We start from the raw sequence: 23,791 nt of genomic DNA, 5'->3' as shown, positions 1-23,791 counted from the left end.
GGATAGTGTGAATGAAATTACTAACCTTGCCCTCGCAAAATTCAAGTGCTGGCATATGGCTGCGTATGAAGTAAAGAGACATTTTGAATCATAGCGTAAACGTATCGCGCAGCCACTGGACAAAGCACTTTTTCTCGTTCGACCCATACGAATGCAATTGGCCGATCAAGTCATATGCAAATCAAAAGCAGATCTCATATTTGCTCATAAAGATCTGCTAATCTTGGAATGCCGAAATCAGCAAGCGGCTTATGAAATGGAAACTTTCTGGAAAGGCTCAAGATTTCTTGCCCACTACGACTGACCCACATATGAATTCCTCTGGCGGTTCGATCATACTTGAATTTGAACTGGATCCCTGACGCCTTGAAAAACTGGTTCAATTCCAAACGACCTTGCTCGGTGCGAAAACGCTCAACCACGTCCTCATAAGTGGTCAACTTGATATCTGTGACACTCGAACCATATTCACTACTAAGCTTATCTACCAGAACAATCTGTTCATCAATCGCTGCTTCCAAATTCCCCATGTTTTTAATAATAAACATTGGGATTTTTCCTTCATAACCATCAATCGATTTTTCAAAATTCTCATACTTCGCCCGCAACCCAGCCAGCACTTCCGTTGCGGCAGCCAATTCGCCCCCTAAGGCCTCTTGTGAGGTCTTATCATCAGATAAAAACGAATTCAAATCATTGCCGAACACAGCCATACCGTTCCGACGCTTCGAAAGCTCGTCCGGATTAACTTTGAACCGCCGGAAAATGTAACCGTCAAAAGATGACGCCTGTTGTTTTATCTCCGCCCACCTTTTTATCTCTTCCTTGTTCAACTCAATCCGGCCCCGTCTAATACCTGACGGTACGTTTGACTGCATAACTAGCATAGCTTGCAAAAGCATACCAAAGGCCAAGTCAAACCTAAACCGTTGATCACACTGCCCCTTCAATTCCTTCCGAGTGAAGCAATGAAAATAAGGGTACATCACACCCTTCTGATTCTTTTGCTTTTCGAACATCATTGTTTCGCCACAAACAGCGCACTTTATTACGTGCCTAAAAATATTCGTACTTCCAATAGTCGTATTTCCGTAATACTTTCTGTCTTTACGACTTCTCATTGAGCTGACAGCATCATTGAATGATGTCTGACTTATTATTTTTGGATAATATTCTTCAATATACTCAATAAAAACCTTTTCTTTCTTTTCATTACGCTTCTGCGACATCAACATACCCAAAGGATATTTGTTTTCTATCATCAAAGCGACGTGACGACTGGTCCACTTTCTTTTGGAGTTTAAATTTACCTGTCTCGTTGCATTCGACACACCCATTGTCTTCAGTAACTTAAAGATCTCGCGTATCTCGGACGCCTCATCTTCAACAATAACGAATTGATCAGTCACACCATCATATCGATAGCCGTATGGTGGATTATGGGCATTGAACTTTTTACCATTTTCAGCAGCAGCCAATTTAGCTTTATTCCAAGCAGACTTGCGTCGTCTTGATTTTATCTCCGATTCTTCATTTGCCCGCTTAGCAATCAGACTAATCATGATTAGAGTTTCAAAATCGCGATCAGGATCATCATAGGAATAGCACCGCGAGTCCGTTGTAGTATAAATTCTGACTCCTTTCTTCAGAATAGACTGCAACAACTCCACACCATCAAGTACTCGCTGGCGCGTAATCCTGTCAATCGACTCAACTACTAGGTAATCACCGTGTCGAATAATCCCACGATCTATCCGAGATAAAACTTCTTTAAACTTCCCTTTGTTTGCATTATCCCCACGAAACGATGAAACGCCCTCATCAATGATCGTTTCAACAACATCTACGCCGGTCTCATGAGTGAACGCTTTCAACGGGCTGGTCTGCCTATCGACGGAATCACCCGAGGACTGAACGGTGGACGAATAACGAACATATGCGTAGGCGCTTGGCATACCAACAACTCGGTCATTAAATTATGTGAGAATTATACATCCATTGGAGTCCGGGCACATCGTGATTTCCCGCGCCAAGGATCGCGTGAGGTTTCCGGCCCGTTTTCAATTGGTGGCGGCGATGAACCCGTGCCCCTGTGGATATCTTGGCGAGCCCAGCGGCAAATGCAGCTGCACACCGGACATGGTCCAGCGCTACCGCAACAAACTGTCGGGGCCACTGCTGGACCGCATCGACCTGCACCTGACGGTCGCCCGGGAAGCCACGGCGCTGAATCCTGCACTCAAACCCGGCGATGACACCGCCACCGCCGCTTTGCTGGTCGCCGACGCCAGAGAGCGGCAACACAAACGCCAGGGCTGTGCGAACGCTTTCCTTGATCTGCCGGGCCTGCGCAAACACTGCACGTTATCCACAATCGACGAAACCTGGCTGGAAACAGCGTGCGAACGACTGACCCTGTCATTGAGGTCTGCGCATCGATTGCTCAAGGTCGCTCGAACCCTCGCAGACCTTGAGCAGGTCGATGGCATCACCCGTGGTCATCTGGCTGAAGCGCTGCAGTACCGGCCAACCTCCAGCTGATGAAATCACTCCTTCGTCAGATCCACCAACGGCGTCTGCCGAACCTCGGTTTCCCGCCCGTCCTGAATGTCACTCACCCGCTTCAGCGCCTGGTCCACAGCGCCCTTGTCCGCCAACAAGCTGTAACTGATCTGAAACTGCTTGTGCTCCTTCGGCGCAATCGTCGGCACCAGCCCCAGCGGCCGCTGATAGCGCCGGTTATAGGAAAAGCTGGTCCCCGGCTCGAGACCGGTGACATAGCCCTGGCCTTGGGTATCGGTGTTTTTCCACAGCGAAAACACGGGCAGCGTTTGAGTGTTAAAGCCGACCGAAACGCCCAGGCTACCTGCTTTGTTATGCAACACCGTCAACGTGTCCCCCTTGGCGTCGCCATACGGCACCACGTTGTAAACCGTTTCGTCGTAGTCCTTGGTCGGCGCGCGGTAAGTCTGCCAGTCCGGCAGATCGCCTTTGGCTTTGTCGTTGAACGGCGACACCTGCTTGACCGGTGCAACGAAACGCGCGCCCTGCTCCAGGAATGGCGTGCTGAAGTTACTGTGGTACAGCGCCTGATATTCCTTCGGATAGTCGCCATTGTTGATCAGGGTATCGTTGAGAGCGAACGCTGCGCTGCCGGGCTCGGTGACCAGCTCGGTGATCACCGAGAAGTCGACTTTCTTGAAGGCCTGTTCCTTCAATTCGCCGCGCAGGCTGATGGCATAAGGCGGTTTTTCGTCGATGTGCAGCGTGACTGTGCTGGCCGGAATGTTGGCAGCACGGCCATGCAAGGTCAGCAGTTCGCCGTTATCGACGCCAGGGTGGCCGACCCATTCGTAGCCGCAACGGGTGACCAGCTCATTGAAACCTTCGAGCCAGCCGAGTCCGCCGCGACCGTTAAGCTCAATGAAGGACGGATTGACCACATCCTTGACCGGCGAATCCCAGCCCATGCGCACATTGCCGACCGATGCCTGCAAAACGTTCATCCCGCGAGTCGGCACCACCGAGAGTTTCATTGTGCCGTTATCGATGTCGACGATGCTGACACCCTCCTGCCGACCACCGTGCAAGGTGCGCAAGGTCACGGAGAAAGGTTTGTCGGTTTTCACGCCGAGTTGCTGGCTGGTGATCTGCCAGTTCTGCGCCGCCTTGTCGGTGTCGAGCAGCACGTAATCCCAAGCCATGGCGTGGGAGGCAGCAGTGAGGACGCCGAGAGTCACGACGAATTTGAGCGGGGTCATGGGGTAAGCCTTTCTTGGAGTTGTGCATTTTTTATAGCGCTGATGAAACGATTCAGCAAGATTAAAAATGCACTCACCCGAGCGTTCGTCGGCCAATACACATTGACCTCAAGCAACACCCGCTCTCTTACGCTAATCTCATGCGGTTTTGGCTGGCCGCCAGATTGACGGCGACATCATTATGACATTAAGGTCACCAGCTAATTGCAGGAGCAAGCACGGGCATTTCCGCCCGTCATTTGCGCGAAGAATCATATGGAGTTTGGATGCGCGGGGCACTATTACGCAGCGGTAAGAGCGGGTCATTCACAGCCCTGGGCGAAACAGGTCAACCGGTCTACCGGGCGGCTCTGCAATTGCGCGAAGCGATTCGCCGCAAGAACCCCGAGATGGTCGATCACCTGGCCATTCCTCAAAGCGATGAACTCGGTAATCAGATCGATTGGTACAGCGGCCTCGACGGCGATGTGATCCCGTGGAGCAGTGCGACCGAAGAAGAACGCGCTCCTGCCCGCCGCCAACTTGAAGCGCTGAAAACCGCGCTCGAGGAATTGAGCCAGCGTTTCCTGGGCACTGAATCCGGCGAACAGCAGCAAGGCGACAAAGCCGTGTTCGGCAAGCTGCTCAAGCGCGTGATTCATTTCCCCGATGAGAACTTCGTCTACCTGGTGCAAGGCAAGCCGGTGCTGACCTTTTGGGGTTTCGAGCATGCCGGTACCGGCAATCGCGATCCCCTGCACTGCCTCTATCAGGTTCCGCCCGCGTTTACGCTGCCCCCGGTGGTCGAAGCCGCGCCTGTCGTTGCACCCGTCGTGCCGGTGGTTGCTCGTCCGTGGTGGCGTCGCTGGTGGTGGCTGTTGCTGCTGCCGTTCCTGCTACTGCTTTTGTGGCTGTTGCTTGGTCTGCGTGGTTGCGTGCCGATTCCGTTGGTGGCGGTAGACCTGCTGCCTGAGGGCATCGTGCCGGTGGAAAAACAGCTGGAAGAACCGCAACTGACCGGCAATGCCACGACGCTGAACGGCGTTCCGGTGACGGGCACCGTTGTAGGCTCTACCACTGGAACCGGCACCGGTACCGCCGTGACCGGAACCCATGGAGTGGAAGCGCCGGCGGTCGAGGGCAACGAGGCAGATGCAGCGCCGGCCGACCTGGCCAAAGACTCAGCCACAGACCCGGCAGCCGAATCGCCCGCCACCCCGCCTGAAAACAAAACCGCGCCGCCGGATATCACATCGCCCGAGGCCGAAAAATCCGCCGCCGCAAAACCCGGCCCTCCCCTGAGCATTCCACCAGACGCCGCTGACGGTGCCGCCAAGTTCCTCGACGGTCAGTTCCGCGCCGGCGCCGGTATTCAGGACCGCCGGACCGGCAAACCGCTGCGTCTGGAATACCAACTCAAGGACGGTAAGGGCGAAGTCACCGTACACCAGGCCGACGGCACGAAATGCACCGGGCCGGTGAGCGCTACTATGAAGGGCGGCAGCCTGGCCATCGACAGCCAGGGCCAGGCCGTGTGCGCCGATGGCAGCACTTACGACATGCCCAAGGTCAATTGCCGCAAAGGAGCGACCACAGTCGCGGACTGCACCGGCGGTTACGGAAAAGATCAATTCCCCATGTCCATGCGGCAAATGGGCGAATAAGAACGGAATAACCCGACATGTTGCCTGAAGTCACCCAATTCGAAGACACCGTCACGCTCGTCAGCGACACCGGTATCCAGTTCATGGATTTCGCCCTGCGCCTGGACCCTCGCAAAGAACCGGCGGGCGAGTTCGCGCCGATGATCAGCGGGTTGATCTGCCGCCTGTCATACAACGAAGAGAAAGACTTCTTTTTCTACGAGCCGGAGCCAGAAAAGGTCGAAAAGGCCAAACCGGCGTTCAGCGTCGACATGAAAAGCAGCCTCGAACTGCTGGACGGTGTCTGGCTGCCGACGCCGTTTTTCCGCTTCATGCCGCCACATCGTTTCGACGAAGGCCCGAGCAACTGGTCGCGCATGCGCCTGGTGAGACTGGCGACGCCCGACATCGACGGCAACACCCATCGCCTGACGATGGCGTTCGACAGCCGCGTGATGCCCAAGCGTGACGGCACTGCTTACCTGGCGCCGAACGAAGAAGACATCAGCTCCGGCGTGTCCTTCAAATTGGCGACCAAGGCCAGCGAAACCCGCTGGTTCCTGGCCCAGCCGTGGGTCAACGAATGGCTGCTCGAAGTGTTCAACGAGGGCAATGCCCACCGCTCGCGCGCAGAGCTGGACACCGACATCCGCGCCAACTATCACCTGGCGCACTACCTCAACTTGCTGAGTCTGCTAAGCAAGCCATCGGCGGCGGAACAGTCGACTGCCCGGCCGAAAGTCGAGATTCCTGAACTCAAAGTGGTGGCCAACGACAGCAATGGCCTGGTCAAACCGATCCCGGTGGATCTGGTGCTGGACGTCGGCAACTCGCGCACCTGCGGCATTCTGATCGAGAACCACGGCCAGGCCGGCTCGGGGCTGAAGCAGAATTACGTGCTGGAACTGCGTGACCTGATCACCCCAGAGCACACCTACAATCAGCCGTTCGAAAGTCGTGTGGAATTCGCTCAGGCGTATTTCGGCAAGGACCACTGTTCGGTCAAAAGCGGCCGGCATGATGCGTTCCAGTGGGCGACGATTGCCCGCGTCGGCAATGAGGCCAGCCGCCTGGCCAGCCGTCGCCGCGGCACCGAAGGCTCGACCGGGCTGTCCAGCCCGAAACGTTACCTGTGGGACGAAAATGCCTACGGCCACGGCTGGCGCTTCAACTGTTCGTACATCAAGACCGACAGCGAGCCGTACGCCACTGCCGCACCGTTCTCGCACCTGATCAATGAAACCGGCGAAGCGCTTTACAGTCTTGAAGAAGACGATCGTCTGCCAGTGTTCATGCCGCGTTATTCGCGCAGCTCGCTGATGACGTTCATGCTCGCCGAGGTCCTGGCCCAGGCGCTGTCGCAAATCAACAGCCCGGCCCAGCGCTCGCGCCAGGGTCACACCCGTGTGCCGCGCCAGCTCAACAGCATCACCCTGACCGTGCCGCCGGGCATGCCGCAGGCCGAGCGCAGCATCCTCAACGAACGCATGCAGCAAGCCATCGGCCTGGTGTGGAAAAGCCTCGGCTGGCATGCCGGCGAGGAAGACCCGCATCAGGACCAGGCCGTCAGCCCGCGCACGCCGATCCCGAGCATCCGCGTCGAATGGGACGAAGCCTCCTGCGGCCAGTTGGTGTACCTGTACACCGAGGTCAACGAGAACTTCGCCGGGCACCCGGAAGAGTTTTTCGACACCCTCGCCCGGCCGGACAAAACCGACCGTGAACGCATCACCCTGGCGACCATCGACATCGGCGGTGGCACCACCGACCTGGTGATCACCGACTATCGCCTCGACCGCGCTGGCAACACCGGCAGCGGCAGCAACGTGCACATCGTGCCCGAGCAGCGTTTTCGCGATGGCTTCAAAGTGGCCGGCGACGACATTCTGCTGGACGTGATTCAGGACTTCGTCCTGCCGAGCTTCGAAAAAGCCTTGCAGATCTCAGGCGTCAAATCGCCCGTCTCGCTGATGTCGCGGCTGTGTGGCGATGAATCGGTCAGCGCCCAGGACATGATCCTGCGCCAGCAACTGAACCTTCAGGTATTCGCCCCGCTGGGCCTGGCGCTGCTCAAGGCCTACGAGCATTACGACCCGCAAGACCAGCAGGAAGTGAGCACCCGGACGTACCGTCAATTGCTGGGCGACAACGCGATCAGCCAGACCGTGCTCGACTACGTCAACGCCGCCGTGCGTCGTGATGTCGGCGGCCAAAGCGCCTTCGACCTGTACGAATCGTTGATCAGCTTCGACCTGCAAAAGCTCCATGCCGCATTCCTCAACGATCAGATCAACATCACCAAGATCCTCGGTGCGCTGTGTGAAGTGGTCGCGCACTACCCGTGCGACGTCCTGCTGCTGACCGGCCGCCCTTCGCGCCTGCCCGGCATCCAGGCGTTCATCCGCAAGGTCTTGCCGCTGCCACCGGGGCGCATCCTGGCGTTGCAGAATTACCGCACCGGCGGCTGGTACCCGTTCCACAAGAACGGCCGCATCGACGACCCGAAAAGCACCGCTTCGGTCGGCGCGATGCTGTGCCTGTTGTGCGCCAACCACAGTGTGCCGAACTTCTACTTCCGCTCTTCGGCACTCAAACCGTATTCGACGGTCAAAAACATCGGCGTTATCGACCTGAACAACGTGATCAAGGATGCCGACGTGCTGTACCGCGACATTCAGTCCGAAGACTACAAGATCAAACTGCCGGAAATCGGCACGGGCGACGACGCCGACACGCCTCAGCTGGAAATGCGCGGCGATCTGCGCCTCGGTTTCCGTCAGTTGGCCGCCGACCGCTGGGCCGCTTCGCCGCTGTACACCTTGCGTTTCACCAAGGCCGGTCGGGAGAAGTTCTCCCGTGCGATCGGTGAAAACGGCAGCGCGCCGCTGCTCAAGGTGCGCTTCGAGGTCAAACCGGCGGACAAGTACACACGCAAGCAGGATCTGGTCAGCGACCGCCTCTCGGTACGCGACATCGAATCCAACTGCAGCAACGTCAACTTCAACCCGCGCAGCGACCTCGAGCTGGAACTCAACACCATGCTCGACGCCGGCCTGAGCGAGACCAAGTACTGGCTCGACAGTGGAAGTGTGAAACGCAAATGAATGACCTGACCCCCGATCAACATCAGCTCTCTACCCGTTGGGCCGCTGTTTATGAAGGTGCCGGTCAGGCGCTGGAATGGATTGGCCAGACCCGTGTCAACGCGCCACGTCTGGACAGCGAAGCCGACAACCTGAACATCCGCCTGCATCGCGCCCGCAACCTGGCCCACAGCCTCGGTCGCGTGGCCTGCACGCCGATGACCATCGGCTTTTTCGGTTTGTCCCAGGCGGGCAAGTCCTACCTGATCTCGGCCCTCGCGGCCGGGAAGAACGGCAAACTGGAAACCGATTTCGGCGGCCAGCGCCTGGACTTCATCAAGCACATCAACCCGGTGGGTGGCGGCAAGGAAGCCACCGGCCTGGTGACGCGCTTCAGCCGGCGGGCCACACCGAGCCAGGACCCGGATTTCCCGGTGGAACTGACGCTGTTCAAGGAAATCGAGCTGGCGAAGATTCTCGCCAACTCCTGGTTCAAGGATTTCGACCTTGAACGGATCTCCTACGAGATTGACGAAGAACGCATCCAGCGAGCCCTCAAGCCGTTCGAAGGCCGCGAGACCGGGCCGATGCAGCCGGGTGTCAGCGCCGACGACCTGGTGTCGCTGTGGGACTACCTGCGTGACAACTTCCGTAATTCGGTGAAAAAACTCGAGCACCTGTATTGGCCGAAAGCCTTGCAGCTCGCGCCACGCCTGAACTTCCAGGAACGTGCCGAGCTGTTCGCCATTCTTTGGGGTGAGCAAAGCGAGCTGACGCGCGTGTATCAACAATTGGCCGGCGCGCTGCACAAGCTGGGACTGCCCGAAACTGTATTCGCGCCATTGACGGCCTTGGTGAGTTTCGAAAACGACACTTACAGCCAGCGCGACAGCATCATGAACGTCGACATCCTCGAGCGCTTCGGCAGCCCGCGGGACTTGCCGATCGACGTGCGGCCATGGGTCGACGGACGCCTGCAAAACAGCCAGGGGATTCCCGTCGCGCAACTGGCGGCACTCACGGCTGAAATGACGTTCTGCCTGATCGAGGCCCCGGCGGACGATATCGTCAACCAGGTCGACCTGCTCGATTTCCCCGGCTATCGCGGACGCAAGAAGCTGCACGAGATCGCCAACTCCAGCGACCCAGAGTCCGCCACCAAGGACAACTCCGTCTCGCAGCTGATTCTGCGCGGCAAGGTTGCGTACCTGTTTGAACGCTACACCGACAACCAGGAAATGAACGCGCTGGTGGTGTGCACCGGCTCGACCAAACAAAGCGACGTCAACGACGTTGGCCCGGTGCTGACGCGCTGGATCGAAAAAACCCAGGGTGCCGACGCGGCCGCTCGCAGCAAACGCGACACCGGTCTGATCTGGGCATTGACCATGCTCGACTTGCGCATCACCAACTCCCTGAGCCTGACGCCCGATCAGTACGACGAGAGCTGGAACGGCATGGTCAAGCTGACCATGCTGGAGCGTTTCGGCAGCCTGAGCTGGATGAACGACTGGGCCGGCACGCCGTTCCAGAACACCTTCCTGGTGCGCAAACCGCGCATGGACGCGGCGTTCATCGTCCAGGACGCCAGCGGCGCCGAAACCGGGATCAACGCCAGTTACCAGGAACGCGTCGATGCCCTGGGCACCAGCTTTGCGAGCAACGCGCTGGTGTGCAAACACGTCAACAATCCCGCCAATACCTGGAAAGAAATGCTGCGCAACGATGACGGTGGCATCAGTCACTTCAGCGGCAGTTTCAAGGGCGTGGCCAATATCGAATTCAAACTGCAGCGCATCCGCGAGCAGTTGGACGAATGCCTTGAAGGCCTGACCACGCATGGTCTGAGCACCTGGTATCACGCCGACGGTGACGGCGCCGCCGCTGCCAAGAAAGCCCAGGCGCAGATGATTCTGACGGGGCTGGGCCGACGTCCGGCGGTGCTGGGCGAACTCATCGATCAGCTCGACATGCCGAGCGAAGAGGTGCGTGACCTGTACCTCAGCGGCGTGTACGAAACCGATGACGAGCCAGCGATCAGCGATGAACCGGTCGCCCTGACACCGAGCCAGAGCCTGTACGGCAACGACGCCGGTTTTGATTTCGATTTCGGCGATGACGCCAGCCCCGACAGCACACCGGCCAGCAGCAAGCCCCACACGCCGGTCCCGGAACTGCAAAGCAACGAACACCGTTTTGCCAAAGCGGCCTTCAAGGCCTGGGTCGCGCACTTGCGCGAACTGACCACCCGGCAAAGCCTGCTCAACCTGCTGGGGCTTGAAAAAGCCTTGCTCGAAGCGGTGGTCGACGAGCTGATCACTGCCGGTTATCGCCAGGACTTGCCGGGGCAACTGAGCCGCGCCGTCCTCAAGCGTGCCCAGAGCGGTGCCCGTCGCGATCAACTGGTCGAGCGCCAAGTACTGGAAGTACAACGCGTGCTGCGCGATTTCGTGTCCTGGTTCGGCTACCTCCAGAAACCCGTGAGCGAGCGCCCACCTAGCCGGACCGGTGCCAAAGCGCCCTTGTTCTCGTTCTATACCGACATCGGTCCGGGACAGGTGCCGGAGGTGCCGGAGCTGCCGCCGCAGCCGGCGAACCAGGCGCAACGGTATCTCGGCGACTGGCTTTCGGGCCTGGCCTGTATCACGCAGGACAACGCCGGCCATGGTGCCGGTCGCGAAATCACCCCTGAACAGAACGAACGGCTGGGCCACGTGCTCACAGCCTTCGCAGCGAGATAAGCAATGCCAATTCGTGTCGACCTGCTCGCCTTAGAGCCCAATGTGCCTGGCCGGGCCTGCCTTACCGTGAAGAAATGGCAGGGTGGTGAAGAACAGCTGGAATTCTCCATTCAACGTAACCAGGACGGTTTCTACCTCCAGGACCAACAGGCCTGGAGCAACAACCCGTTCTGGTTCAAGGTTTCGCGCTTCAATCTCGCCGCCAGTGGCGATGCCCTTGAAGCCCAGGTAGGCCCGGAAGTGGTCGACCCGCTGCTGGAAGGCAGCGCCAACTCGCAATTCCAGATCGAACTGCGCGAACAAAGCCTGGGACATGCCGACAAAGGCGTGGTCCGGCCAGGCGTCGGGCTGTTGCCGTCCACGGCGGGTGGCCAGACGCGCTCGACGTATGGCGGCGCAGATTTGACCGCACCAGCTGCACCGGCACCTGAGATCCCGGAAATCCCGGAACTGCCGGAATTGACCTTGCCCACCGCCGAGCCAGAAATCGAACTGGAATCGGTGCCCAACGAACGCGAATACACACCTGCTCCGCCACCGGCGAAGAAGAGCAACAAAGGCCTGCTGGGTCTCGCACTTGTGCTGGTATTGCTACTGGCGGCAGCGGCCGGGTTCTGGTTCTACAAACGCACGCCGGCGCCTGCCCCGACGGTCGCGGCGGCCGCACCGGCCGGTGCCGACGCACAAGCCTGCACTCTGGAAAGCATGAACAGCCTGCCCGAGCTGACCTTCGTCCAGACCTGCATCAAGGCGGCACCCGACAGCGCCAAGCTGCTGGAAATCATCAACGAAGCCAAGGCCGGCGAACACTGCGGCGTCGCCCAGCGTCTGTACGCCAACCGTGCCCAGGCCGGTGACGCGCTGATTGCCAATGCCTATGCCCGCGAATACGACCCGAAATACCTGAAGGCCAGCAAGTGCTTCCCGGTCGCGGACAACGCCACCGCCGCCTACTGGTACGAAACGATCCTCACCCAGGACCCGAACAACGCCGAAGCCAAGCAGCGTTTCGAGGAGTTGCAGAAGTGATGCGTTCGCCCGTGAGTCGTTTCCTGCTGAGCAGCGCCGCGCTGTTGGCGCTGTGCATCAGCCCGTTGTCCCAGGCTGATGACAAACCGCTGATCCAGGCCGGTAAAAAGACCTTGTTCCAACGCGTGCTGACCACCCCGGGCTGCAAGATCAGCTCGACGGCGGGTGGTGCGGCAGGCGAGGAGCAACCGGTGTTCAGCCGTTTCTACGTGTACGAACGCGCCCAGGCGGCGAACGCCGAGTGGCTGAAAGTCGGCCCCGACAGTTACGGCAAAACCATTGGCTGGCTGCCTGCGAGCTGCACCACCGACTGGAAAATGCAGCTGACCCTGGCGTTCACCAACCCAGCCAACCGTGACCGACTGCTGTTCTTCAAGGAACGCGCCACGGTCGAAGGCATTCTCGATGCGCCGGACCCGGTGAGCAAAGTCGCCCCACTGCGCGCCACGCTGAAAAAGGGCAAGCCAGCACCCGGCGTACTGGCCGAAGAACCGGAATACTTCGTCGACCTGCAAAAGCAGTTCTACCTGCTGCCCGTGCTCAGCGGCGAAGAAGTCATGACCGAAGCCGGTTTCCGCACGCGCCTGCTCAATGTCGCATCGGTCAGCAAGCCCGACGAAAAAGACACCAAGGGCGCGACCGGCAAAAATGCGTCTGGCGGCAAAGAGGCCGAAGACAAGGCCGCCAGCCAACTGAAGGAATTCAGCGCGGCGGTGGTGTTTGTCATTGACTCGACGATTTCGATGGACCCGTACATCGACCGTACCCGCGAAGCGATCCGCAAGGTTTATCAGCAGATCGAATCGCAGAACCTTGGCAAGCAGGTCAAGTTCGGCATGGTGGCTTTCCGTTCCAATACCCAGGCGGTACCGGGCCTGGAATACACCACCAAGATGTACGCCGACCCTACCAAGGTGAAAGACAGCGCCGACTTTTTCGCCAAGATTGCCGACCTCAAACAGGCCAAAGTGTCGAGCAGCAGCTTCGATGAGGATGCCTTTGCCGGCGTCATGGAGAGCATCGACAAGGTCGACTGGAGCCAGTTCGGGGCGCGCTACGTGGTGTTGATCACCGACGCCGGCGCCATCGAAGGTGACGACAAACTGTCGAAGACCGGTTTGAGCGCTGCACAGGTGCGCATTGAAGCGGCCAACCCGGGCGTGGCGATTTACACCTTGCACCTGAAGACCCCGGCCGGCATCAAGGATCACGCCAAGGCCGAGGCGCAGTACCAGAACCTGTCGACTTACCCGGGCACCAACACCTCGCTGTACTACCCGGTGAATGCGGGTGATGTGCAGGAGTTCGGGCGCAAGGTCGACACACTGGCCGCCGCGATCACGACGCAGGTGAAAGCCGCCTACATGGGTGAAGACGCCATCGGCAGCGCGGTGAACGCCAAGCAGGACCCGGCCGAGAAGAAAATGCTCGAGGACGCCGCACTGATCGGCCACGCCATGCAACTGGCCTACCTGGGCGAGAAGACCAACAGCAAGGCCCCGCCGGTGTTCAAGGCGTGGATCACCGACCGTGACCTGATCAAGCAGAACATCCCGACCACCGACGTGCGGGTGCTGCTGACCAAATCCCAGCTCAGCGACTTGAGCGACGTGATGAAGAAGATTCTCGACGCCGCCAACGAAGGCCTGATTTCGCCGACGGAAATGTTCGACCGCTTGCGCTCGGTGGCCGCGACCATGGGCGCCGATCCGAACCAGCTCAAGCAGAACGGCAACGCGAAACTGGCAGACATGGGTGTGCTCGGCGAGTACATCGAAGACCTGCCGTACCAGAGCGAAGTGCTGAACCTGGATGAAGAGACCTGGAAGAGTTGGGACGGCCTGGCGCAGGAGAAATTCATCCGTACGCTCAACACCAAACTGCGGCACTACCAGCGTTACAACGCTGACGTCGACCGCTGGGTGGCGTTAGCCAAGGACAGCGATGCGCGGGACAACGTGTACCCGGTGCCTCTGGAAATGATGCCTTAACGAGACGCCCATGCTCGATATCAGGAACCTGCTGGTGCGCCGTGGTGAAGGCGCGCTGGCCCATCACGTGCGCCTGCCGCACTTGCAGGTCGGCGGCGGGGAAATCCTCGCCATTACCGGCGAGAGCGGTAGCGGCAAAAGCACATTGCTTGAGGCCATCGGCCTGCTGCTGGCGCCGGTCGAGCTTGGACGCTTTCGCCTGGGCGCAGCACAGGGTCAAGACATCGCCCAATTGCTAGCCACGGATAATCAACCAGCCTTGGCTGCAGTCCGCTCGCGGCACCTGGGGTTCATTTTGCAAAACGGCGGCCTGCTGCCGTTTCTCAGTGTGCGCGACAACATCAGCCTGCCACGCCGCTTGCTCGGCATGCCGGCGCACAGTGCGCACGTCGACCACGCGGTTGAAGTCTTACGGCTGCAAGGATTGCTGGATAAACACCCGCAGGCGTTGTCGATCGGTGAGCGTCAGCGCGTGGCCTGCGTTCGCGCCATTGCCCATGAACCGCTGCTGCTGTTGGCTGACGAACCGACCGCCGCGCTCGACCCGCACAGCGCCCGGCGCCTGTTTGAATTGCTGCTGAGCCTGGTGTCGAGCATGGGCCTGAGTGCGCTCGTGGTGTCCCATGACTGGGCCTTGTTGAAGGATTTCGGCTTGCCGCGACTCGGCGCTATCAGCCGTCAGGGGGAGACTCTGTTTGAACCGATGGACTGATCGACTGCACTTGCTGGGCACGCTGGCCCTGCAAGACCTGTGGCATGACCGCAAGGTGTCACTGTGCATCGCCGCGTCATTGGTGGCGGTGATCGCGCCGTTGCTGCTGCTGTTCGGCCTCAAGCACGGGGTGGTCAGCCAGTTGCAGGACGAACTGCTGCGCGACCCGCGTAACCTCGAAGTGAAGATGCTCAGCAATGGTAACTACGACAGTGCCTGGATCGAGCGTCTGCGCCAGCGTCCCGAGACCGGTTTTGCCCTCGGCCAGACCCGCTCGCTCAACACCCAGGCGGATTTGCTGATCGGCATGCAACGCTTCGTCGAAGGCGCGGAAATCATCGCCACCGAACCCGGCGACCCGCAACTGAACCTGCCACAACTCAACCCCACCGGCGATCAAGTGATCCTCAGTGCCCGCGCCGCGCAACGCTTGCAGGCCAAGGTCGGCGATCGCGTGCAACTGCGCGTGCTGCGCCGTCTGGAAGGCGTGAATGAGCGCGGCGAAATGACATTGACCGTGCTGGCGATTCTCGATGGCGCCCGTTTCGGCCGCGCCGCCGGGTTTGTCGCCCCGCCGTTGCTGCTGGACCTGGAGCGCTTTCGCGATGGCTATCAGGTCAGTGCGTTCGGCATCACCACCGGCAAGCCTCTGGGTGATCTGCAACCGCTGTATGCCCGCGCTCGCGTCTATGCACACGACATCGACCAAGTGGCGCCGCTGGAGCGCTGGCTCAACGAACAACACATCGAAACCTCGAGCCGTCTAGCGGACATCGACAACGTCAAAGCCATCAACCATGTGCTGGGACTGATTTTCGGGGTGATCGCCCTGGCGGCATTGATCGGTTGCGTGGCGTCGATGGTCGGCGCCTTCCTGGCCAACATCGACCGCAAGCGCAAAAGCCTTGCGGTCTTGCGCCTGCTGGGTTTCAAGCGCACGGCGGTCGGCGGTTTCGTGGTCCTGCAAGCACTGCTGCTGAGCCTCGCCGGGTACCTCGGCGGATTGGGGTTTTATGCGGTCGGCAGTCATCTGTTCGATTACTTGCTCGGCAGCAGCCAGGCCACCGGCACCTTTGTTTGCCACATCACAATCTGGCATGGCCTCGCCGCCCTGCTCCTGACCTTTCTGGTCGCTGCACTGGTGGCCGTGATCGGCGCCGTGCGCGCCATCAGCATCCAACCTGCGGAGAGTCTGCGTGAGCTATAAACGTTTTGGCTTGCTGTTGCCCCTGAGCCTGGGCTACTTGCTCGACGCCTCGGCGGCGGGCTGGGAAGAGAAGTATTACAACCCGATGCCCGAAGCCAGCGACGTCGTGTTGCCGATGCCGTGCGAAGGCTCGATGGTGTTTCGCAAAGTGTTCATCCCGGTCGCCGGGCCGCTCGACGACTACCCGATCAACATCGGTCAGGACGGCGCGGAATACGGCTATGTCGAACAGACTCGACCGACGTTTATCGCCGGCAGTTTCACCGGCGCCAAGAACGACAAATCCCGCTACTACCTGATGGCCAAGTACGAGATGAGTCAGTTGCAGTATGCCGCCCTGACCGACGAAACCTGCCCCACCGCCGCGACCAAGATGCGCCTCCCGCAAGTGTCCGTGAGCTGGGTGCAAGCGGTCGAAGCGGCTGACAAATACAACTTGTGGCTGCGCAAGAATGCCGCCGGCAAGCTGCCGAAAGAAGACGGCGCCCTGGGCTTCCTGCGTTTGCCGACGGAAGTCGAGTGGGAGTTCGCCGCACGCGGTGGCCTGGAAGTCGGTGCGGCGGAATTCCGCGATACACGCTACCCGATGCCCGACGGCATCAACGCTTACGAGTGGTTCGCCGGGGCGCAGTCGTCCAACGGCAAACTGCAATTGTCCGGCCTGCAAAAACCCAACCCGCTGGGCCTGCACGACATGCTTGGCAACGTCGACGAGATGATGTTCGAGCCGTTTCGCCTGAATAAGCTCGATCGCCAGCACGGCCAGGCCGGCGGCTATGTCGTACGCGGTGGCAACTACCTGACGGCCCAGGCCGACCTGCGTACCGCGTTGCGCAAGGAAGAGCCGTACTACAACGCCGAAGGCCAGGTAAAAAACAAAACCACCGGCCTGCGCCTGGTATTGGTCTCGCCGACCCTGACCTCTCGCGAACGCGTAGCCAGCATCGAAAACAGCTGGAAGAAACTCGGCACCGGCAGCAAGGAAACCGAATCCGCCGACAAAGGCACGGTTCAGTCGCTGAACACGCTGGCCTCGGGTGTTGAAGACAAAGCGCTGAAGGAAAAGCTCCAGGCCCTGGAAAACCAGCTGCGCGCCAGCAACCAGCAGCAGGAAGAAACCCGCGACCAGGCGATTCGCGCCAGCCTCAATCTGGGTGCGTTCCTGTGCACCAAGATGCTCGACGACGGCCAGTACGTGGATTTCCTGCAGAAAAACTACAAGCTCAATTGCGAAGCCGCCGACAAAGATGCCAGTTGCGACATGCGCAAGGGCAAACTCGACGAGCAGAAGGATCGCCTGCACAAACTCAGCCGTTACTACGCCAGCAGCCTGGTGGAGTCGGCGACGTTGTACGGTCAGCCGCTGCTCGAGGCACAGGTTCCGGTGATGGAAGAAATCATTACCCGCAACAAACAGCTTCAAGACCTCAAACCCTACTTGCGCACGCACTGGGCGAATCAGAAGACCTTCCTGCAAAAACAGAAGATCGACACTGACGCCTGGCTGACCAGTTGCAAGACCGTCACTCAATAACAACACGTCAACACCGTCATCGAGGAGTTTCACCATGTCGCGCAGCCTTTGGACTCGCTTCAAGCTACAGATCGCATTCGTCGTTGCCGGCAGCCTGTTGCTGACCGGTTGCGCCAACACCGGCAGTTCGATGTTGGGTGGCAGCGACGGAGCAGACCCGCGCCTGACCCAGGGCAATGACGCGGAGTTCTTCAGCAAGTCCGGTTACCAGGCCTGCGCCGTCGGCGCTGGTGTCGGCATCCTCGGCTGCGCGCTGTCCAACAGCAGCAACAAGGCCGTCTGCGCCATCGCCGCTGGTATTACCGCGTGTGGCGTGGCCATGGGCGCGAACTACTATCTGGATCAACGTCGCAGCGAATACGCCGACACTTCCACCCGTCTGGCGAAGATGAACAGCGACGTCGAGCAAGACACACGCAACGTGATTGCCCGCACCGAGACCGCTCAGCAAGTGATCAAGGATGACCAGGCACGTATCGCCAAGATCAAACAGGACATCGCCAGCAAAAAGGTCGACAAGACCAAAGCCCAGATGCAAATCGCCGAGATCGACAACAACATCGCAATCTTGCGCAAAGACCTCAGCAACATGCGCAACAAAGTCACCGAGTACAGCAAAGTGGCCGATGCCGAACGCGCCCAAGGCTCCAGCGCCGAGATGAAGCAGGTGGATGTGAGCATCCTGAAAATGAACCAGAAAGTCGCTGCCTTGCAGAAGGAAGTCGACGGTCTCTACAGCCAGCGCTCCGCAATCACTCTGGGTTAATCACATGACGCTACGACAGCTGGCGGTCCTGACCGCCGTCCTCGCCTTGAGCGGTTGCGCAACTCAGCCGGGCGAATGCGACGCGACCAATCGCGACAGCAGCATGCTGACCAAGATGAACTGCGACTACTCTGGTGGTTACAGCGATCAGGTCAAACAAAAGGAACAGGCCCTGGCCGAGTCCCGTCAGCAAAACGCGATGTTCCGTCAGGTGTACGAGAACATTCAGGCCCAGCAGCTGAGCACCAAAACCGATTTGGCCAGCCAGCAGAAATCCCAGGCTGAACTGAACCAGTCGCTGGGCAAGTTGCTGACCTCGCTGAAGGCGCGCCGTGGCAACGAAAGCCAGGTGCAGAAGCAGATCGCCGGGCTCGAACAGCAGCTCAAGGACTCGCAGACTGCACCGGTGGCCAAGCCTTCAAAGGCGGCCCTGGCCGCCAAGCAGGAACAACTGAAGGCGCTGCAGAAAAAGGTCAATCAACTGCAATTCAGCCTCGGTTACGAAGAGTAACTTTTCACCCGCAGGCCTCCCGCCGGAGGCCTGCAGCCTTTTCAGGAATCGACGTCATGCAGCGGGTCATCAGGGATGCGCAAGCCACACCAGAGGGGATGAGTGCGCTGCAAGCCAAAGTCGCCCTCATCCAGAAACACTTTCCGCCGACCGTCTCCAGCCTCTTCGCCATACCGCGAATGGGCAGCGGCGAGGTGCTGGAATGGTGGACCGAACTAGGTGGCCAACCCACGCCCTATGCCGACCTCGACGAGGACGCTCAACGGCGATTGCTGGAAACCTATGAAGTGCGTCAGACGTCCCTTGGACAGTTGGCGGACGAACTGCAAAAACGCGGTCAGCCCACGGAAGCGGATGACCTGCGCAGCCTGCTCGGCGCTCCCGAGCTGGACAAACTCTACAGCCTCAACGGTGAGCCTTTGGTGGTGCGCTGGAACCAGCGTCCGCCAAAACCGGTGGTGCCGCCAGTGGTTCCGCTGGCGCCGGTGGCCGCCGTGGCGCCTTCGCGCCGTGGATGGTGGATCGCCGCCGCGTTGCTGGCACTGCTGTTGTTGCTCCTGGCGCTCTGGGCTTACTGGTGGTTTATGCACCGGGAAAAAGTTGTCCCGGTCGAACCGGTCGCCCCGGTGGTGACACCGATCGAGAAACCGGTTGAGCCCGTTCCCGAGCCTGTAGTGGAGCCGGAGCCTGTAGTGGAACCAAAACCGGAACCCGTACCGGTTCCGGAGCCAGAACCAGTGCCCGCCCCCAAACCGGTCCCGCCGCCAAAACCTGTGGTGGCCGCCCCGCCGCCACCGCCACCGCCACCGCCGGCACCGACGCTGGACAACTTCGCGTGCCGCAAAAAAGCGCCCAACGCAGAGATACCGCAGTTCGTGGTGGTGCTCGACACCTCGGGTTCAATGGATTTGAACATCAAGTCCGTGAAAGCCGATGAGGACTGGTTCTTCGGCAATGAGATGAACAAGTATCTGGACCCGAACCGCACCATGCAGATTTTCGCCAAACCCAGCCGCATGGACGTCGCCAAGGACTCGCTGGCCGGCATGATCAACGGGCTGGACCCGAAAATCGACACGCGCCTCATCACCTTCGCCGGCTGCGAACGCACACCGGACCAGGGCGTGTTCAAGTTTGGCGACCGGCCACGGCTGATCAACGGGATTCAGGGCCTGGTGCCCAACGACGGCACACCGCTGGCCGACAGCCTGGCTTACGCTGCAAGCACCGTCGACGGGCGTAATAATGATGCCGTGATCGTGATGTTTGTCGACGGTGAGGACGGTTGCCAGAAAGACGCTTGCGCGGTGTCCCGCCAAATCGCCAGGGAACAACCACGCCTTCGGGTCAACGTGGTGAAAATCGGTGCCGGTGGCCCGTCACGCTGCATTGCTGAAAACACCGGTGGCCGGGTTTACAACAGCACCAACGCGGCAGAACTGGCCAAGCAGTTGAAACTGGCGAGCAAGGAAGTGTCGAGCAACGCCAAGTGTGATTGATTGGCTGATCTGAATATTGCGGTGAGGCTATCGCGAGCAAGCTTGCTCCTACAGGAGATGTGGCGTTCCACGTTTTTGTGAACGACGCCAAACCTGTCGGAGCAAGCCTGCTCGCGATAGCTATTTCAAAGGCACCTCAACGAAAGCGGTCAACCTCCTGGCGCAAATCCGCCGCCAGGCTCTCCAGCTCTTTGGCCGTCACCGCCAGGTTCGACACCACTTCCCGCTGCTCACTGTTCGCCAGCGCAATGCTCTGCAAATTGCTGCTGAGCAATGTCGCAGTGCTGCTCTGCTCCTGGGTCGCCGTGGTGATCGCTGCGAACTGCTCGCCAGCAGAACGGCTTTGCTCATCGATCCGCGCCAGCGCGGAAGCGACGTTGGCGTTACGCGACAGGCCTTCCTGCATCAGCACATTGCCCTGCTCCATGGTGCTGATGGCGTTGCCGGTTTCTTGCTGGATGCTTTGGATCATCCCGGAAATCTCGTCGGTCGCCTGGCGAGTACGCGAAGCCAGGTTGCGCACCTCGTCAGCCACCACCGCAAACCCACGACCCTGCTCACCGGCACGCGCCGCTTCGATGGCGGCGTTGAGCGCCAGCAAGTTGGTCTGCTCGGCAATCGAAGTGATCACCCCGACAATCCCGCCGATTTCCTGAGAACGCTGACCCAAGGTGTTGATCACCGTGGCAGTGCTGTTCAGTGCACCGGCAATCTGCTCCAGGGACGAGGACGCTTCGTCCATCGATGTACGACCGATCTGGGTTTGTTGTGCATTTTCCTGAGCCAGGCGTTGGGTGTTGCCCATGTTGTCGGCAATATTCAGCGACGTGGCGCTGAACTCTTCCACGGCGCCGGCCATGCTGGTGATTTCGCCGGACTGCTGCTCCATGCCTTCATAGGCGCCACCCGACAGACCCGACAGCGCCTGGGCACGGCTGTTGACCTCTTGCGAGGCCTTGCGGATGTGCTCGACCATTGTCGACAGCGCCTGGCTCATCTGGTTGAAAGCGCGGGCCAGCTGACCGATTTCGTCGTTGCTCGACACGTCCAGACGCACGCTCAGATCACCAGCCCCCAGGGCTTCGGCCTGACGCACCAGATCGCCCAGCGGCGCGAGCTTACTGCGAAGCAACCAGACAGCGGAGCCCACAGCGATCAACATCGCCAGCAGGCTGCCAATGGCCAATTGAATGCCGACAGCCCAGGTTACAGCACGGATTTCGCTTTTCGGCATGCTCGCCACGACCGACCACGGCCCGCCTTCAAATGGCACGGCAATGCTGTAGAAATCTTCGGACTTGTCGCTCCAGAATTCACCTTTACCCGGCGTCTTGACCAGGCTGTTGATCGGCTTGACCGCTTGCTCCGGTGCTTGCACCCCCGCAATGGGTACCAGCCATTTGTTCTGCTCATCGAGCAATGCCAAAGAACCGGTCTGCCCGATGCGGAAGCGTGTGAGGTTGGCAAACTGTGCGTTCTGAGCGTCGGTGTAATCGAATCCTACGTACAACACGGCAATGACCTTACCGCTGCTGTCACGTACAGGCGTGTACTGCGACATGTAGAAGCGTTCGAACAGCAAAGCTCGGCCCACGTAGTTTTGCCCCGCCAACAGGCGCGCGTAAGCCGGGTTCGCGTGATCGAGCAACGTGCCAATGGCGCGGCTGCCGTCTTGTTTAGTTACGTTCGTACTGACTCGAATGAACTCATCACCACTGCGCACGAACACCGTCGCAACGCCTGCGGTCATTTGCTTGAACTCGTCCACTTCCTTGAAGTTGTTGTTCAGCACTTCACTGCCCAGGTGCAAGCCCGGGGTCTGCGTGCCCGCCACGGCCACCGGCTCGTCCGGGTGCACGCTCAGACCCGCGCTGAAGCGCTTCTCGAACAGGCCGGCCAGACGCTGGGTACTTTCACGCAACGTGCCGTGAAACGTACTCAACTGGTCGGCCAGCAAACGAGCTTCGCTGGCCAGGTGCTCCTCGCGGGTAGCGAGGTTGGCCGAGTCCAGCGAGCGCAAGGCAAACACGGTGCTGCCGCTGATGACAATCGCCAGAATGACGGCGAGTGCAAGACCAAGCTGTGAGGCAATCCGGGCACGAGGTTGAGACATGACAGCTCCTGGCCAAGTGACCGGATCTTCATTGATCGGCTGCTCGGCAAATTTTCTAATAATGGGAATTGCGTCGAACCTGCACGAAGGTTCCATCTGCAGATTTTCGGCGGCAAACCTGAATACTTGAGTAATCAACCGGGATATAGCACAAAGCCTCTATCCCGATGGCTCTAACGATTCAGCTCAGGTGCTCGACATCCGGCAATTTCATCGCAAGGGCTTCGCCCTGGAGGAAATCGCTGAGGCGGCGCAAACGTTCACCTCCGGGGCGTGTTTTCGGCCAGACGAGGTAATAATTCTCACCGCTGGCGACGGCAGTCGGCCACGGCAAACTCAGACGGCCCTGCGCCACATCCTCGGCCACCATCAAAAGATCGCCCATCGACACGCCATAACCCCGGGCGGCAGCAATCATCCCCAGTTCAAGCGTATCGAACACCTGCCCGCCCTTGAGCGACACCTGATCGGTCAACCCCATGCGCTCCAGCCAGTTGCGCCAGTCACGCCGGTCCGGCGTCGGGTGCAGGAGCTCGGCATTGGCCAGGCGTGCGACATCCCACGGTTGATCCTTCAGAAGATTCGGCGCGCCCACCGGAATCAGCTCCTCGGGGAAAAGGAAACTCGCCTCCCAGTCCGGCGGAAAATGCCCGTTGCTGAGGATTACGGCGCAGTCGAACGGCTCATGGTTGAAGTCCACCGAGTCGACGTCCATCCAGGCGCTGGTCAGTTGCACTTCGTTGCCCGGTTGCAAATGGCGGAAACGGCTGAGCCGCGCCAGCAACCAGCGCATGGTCAGGGTCGACGGGGCTTTCATGCGCAGGATGTCATCTTCGGCGCGCAAGGTATTGCAGGCGCGTTCAAGTGCCGTGAAGCCTTCGCGGATGCCCGGCAGGATCAGGCGCGCCGACTCGGTCAGTTGCAGATTGCGCCCGCTGCGATGAAACAGCCGACAGGCAAAGTGCTCTTCGAGCGTACGAATGTGTCGACTGACCGCACTCTGCGTAATCGACAACTCTTCGGCCGCACGGGTGAACGAGCTATGCCGCGCCGCCGCTTCGAATGCACGAAGGGCATACAGGGGAGGAAGACGACGAGACATGCGGAAAGCTCCTATAGCGCAATGGCGTCAACTTATCAGAATCTCCCCAGGATGAGTTTTAATCATGCTACCCATCCTTTTTATCCCTTTGTGCAAACCCCGCAGAGCGCCGAGAATCGA

15 protein-coding genes and 1 pseudogene are annotated in these 23,791 nt (G+C 59.5%); 12 read left to right on the top strand and 4 right to left on the bottom strand.

Going from position 1 to position 23,791, the window contains the following annotated elements; genetic code table 11:
* Window positions 1-194: 194 nt before the first annotated feature.
* On the bottom strand, window positions 195-1,955 hold the full coding sequence (locus tag PMI01S_RS02170) for a recombinase family protein (protein ID WP_084317803.1): 1,761 nt from the start codon (window positions 1,953-1,955) through the stop codon (window positions 195-197).
* A 40-nt stretch (window positions 1,956-1,995) separates the two neighbouring features.
* Between PMI01S_RS02170 and PMI01S_RS02165 the strand changes: the two are divergent.
* Window positions 1,996-2,541: pseudogene (locus tag PMI01S_RS02165) on the top strand (ATP-binding protein); the annotation flags it as partial.
* 5 nt (window positions 2,542-2,546) lie between these two features.
* On the opposite strand, the gene PMI01S_RS02160 reads toward PMI01S_RS02165, so the two are convergent.
* Window positions 2,547-3,761 (bottom strand): aldose 1-epimerase family protein, encoded by a 1,215-nt coding sequence (locus tag PMI01S_RS02160; RefSeq protein WP_084317802.1) that lies wholly within the window; start codon window positions 3,759-3,761, stop codon window positions 2,547-2,549.
* Window positions 3,762-4,027: 266 nt separating this feature from the next.
* Here PMI01S_RS02160 and PMI01S_RS02155 point away from each other — a divergent pair, with 266 nt between their 5' ends.
* Genes PMI01S_RS02155 through PMI01S_RS02105 form a run of 11 tightly spaced genes read left to right on the top strand, consistent with a single transcriptional unit; the run spans window position 4,028 to window position 20,456 of the window.
* Window positions 4,028-5,404 (top strand): SrfA family protein, encoded by a 1,377-nt coding sequence (locus PMI01S_RS02155; protein WP_084317801.1) that lies wholly within the window; start codon window positions 4,028-4,030, stop codon window positions 5,402-5,404.
* Between the two features lie 17 nt (window positions 5,405-5,421).
* The gene (locus PMI01S_RS02150; protein WP_084317800.1) at window positions 5,422-8,487 is read left to right on the top strand and encodes a virulence factor SrfB; all 3,066 of its coding nucleotides are present in this window, start codon (window positions 5,422-5,424) and stop codon (window positions 8,485-8,487) included.
* A complete protein-coding gene (locus PMI01S_RS02145) occupies window positions 8,484-11,207 on the top strand; it encodes a putative virulence factor (protein WP_084317799.1) in 2,724 nt (907 codons plus the stop codon). Before PMI01S_RS02150 ends, PMI01S_RS02145 begins: the two co-directional genes overlap by 4 nt.
* A 3-nt stretch (window positions 11,208-11,210) precedes the next feature.
* Window positions 11,211-12,236 carry a hypothetical protein gene (locus tag PMI01S_RS02140; RefSeq protein ID WP_084317798.1) on the top strand — a complete coding sequence of 342 codons (1,026 nt, stop codon included), beginning with the start codon at window positions 11,211-11,213 and terminating at the stop codon, window positions 12,234-12,236.
* Window positions 12,236-14,227 (top strand): vWA domain-containing protein, encoded by a 1,992-nt coding sequence (locus PMI01S_RS02135; protein WP_084317797.1) that lies wholly within the window; start codon window positions 12,236-12,238, stop codon window positions 14,225-14,227. Before PMI01S_RS02140 ends, PMI01S_RS02135 begins: the two co-directional genes overlap by 1 nt.
* 10 nt (window positions 14,228-14,237) lie before the next feature.
* A complete protein-coding gene (locus PMI01S_RS02130) occupies window positions 14,238-14,939 on the top strand; it encodes an ABC transporter ATP-binding protein (RefSeq protein ID WP_084317796.1) in 702 nt (233 codons plus the stop codon).
* Window positions 14,923-16,146, top strand: a complete 1,224-nt coding sequence (locus PMI01S_RS02125) for an ABC transporter permease (RefSeq protein ID WP_084317795.1) — start codon at window positions 14,923-14,925, stop codon at window positions 16,144-16,146. Before PMI01S_RS02130 ends, PMI01S_RS02125 begins: the two co-directional genes overlap by 17 nt.
* The gene (locus PMI01S_RS02120) at window positions 16,136-17,680 is read left to right on the top strand and encodes a formylglycine-generating enzyme family protein (RefSeq protein ID WP_084317794.1); all 1,545 of its coding nucleotides are present in this window, start codon (window positions 16,136-16,138) and stop codon (window positions 17,678-17,680) included. The genes PMI01S_RS02125 and PMI01S_RS02120 overlap by 11 nt, the downstream gene beginning before the upstream one ends.
* 34 nt (window positions 17,681-17,714) lie before the next feature.
* A complete protein-coding gene (locus tag PMI01S_RS02115; protein ID WP_084317793.1) occupies window positions 17,715-18,446 on the top strand; it encodes a hypothetical protein in 732 nt (243 codons plus the stop codon).
* Between the two features lie 4 nt (window positions 18,447-18,450).
* A complete protein-coding gene (locus tag PMI01S_RS02110; protein ID WP_084317792.1) occupies window positions 18,451-18,957 on the top strand; it encodes a hypothetical protein in 507 nt (168 codons plus the stop codon).
* Window positions 18,958-19,013: 56 nt separating this feature from the next.
* A complete protein-coding gene (locus tag PMI01S_RS02105; RefSeq protein ID WP_084317791.1) occupies window positions 19,014-20,456 on the top strand; it encodes a vWA domain-containing protein in 1,443 nt (480 codons plus the stop codon).
* A 136-nt stretch (window positions 20,457-20,592) separates the two neighbouring features.
* On the opposite strand, the gene PMI01S_RS02100 is transcribed toward PMI01S_RS02105, so the two are convergent.
* Window positions 20,593-22,569 carry a methyl-accepting chemotaxis protein gene (locus tag PMI01S_RS02100; RefSeq protein WP_084317790.1) on the bottom strand — a complete coding sequence of 659 codons (1,977 nt, stop codon included), beginning with the start codon at window positions 22,567-22,569 and terminating at the stop codon, window positions 20,593-20,595.
* A 181-nt stretch (window positions 22,570-22,750) separates the two neighbouring features.
* On the bottom strand, window positions 22,751-23,671 hold the full coding sequence (locus tag PMI01S_RS02090) for a LysR substrate-binding domain-containing protein (RefSeq protein ID WP_084317789.1): 921 nt from the start codon (window positions 23,669-23,671) through the stop codon (window positions 22,751-22,753).
* Window positions 23,672-23,791 lie beyond the last annotated feature (120 nt).

The organism is Pseudomonas migulae NBRC 103157 (genome assembly GCF_002091715.1).
Classification (GTDB): domain Bacteria; phylum Pseudomonadota; class Gammaproteobacteria; order Pseudomonadales; family Pseudomonadaceae; genus Aquipseudomonas; species Aquipseudomonas migulae_A.
Note: the sequence above shows the minus strand (reverse complement) of the source record. Positions and strands in the feature narration are given on the sequence as shown.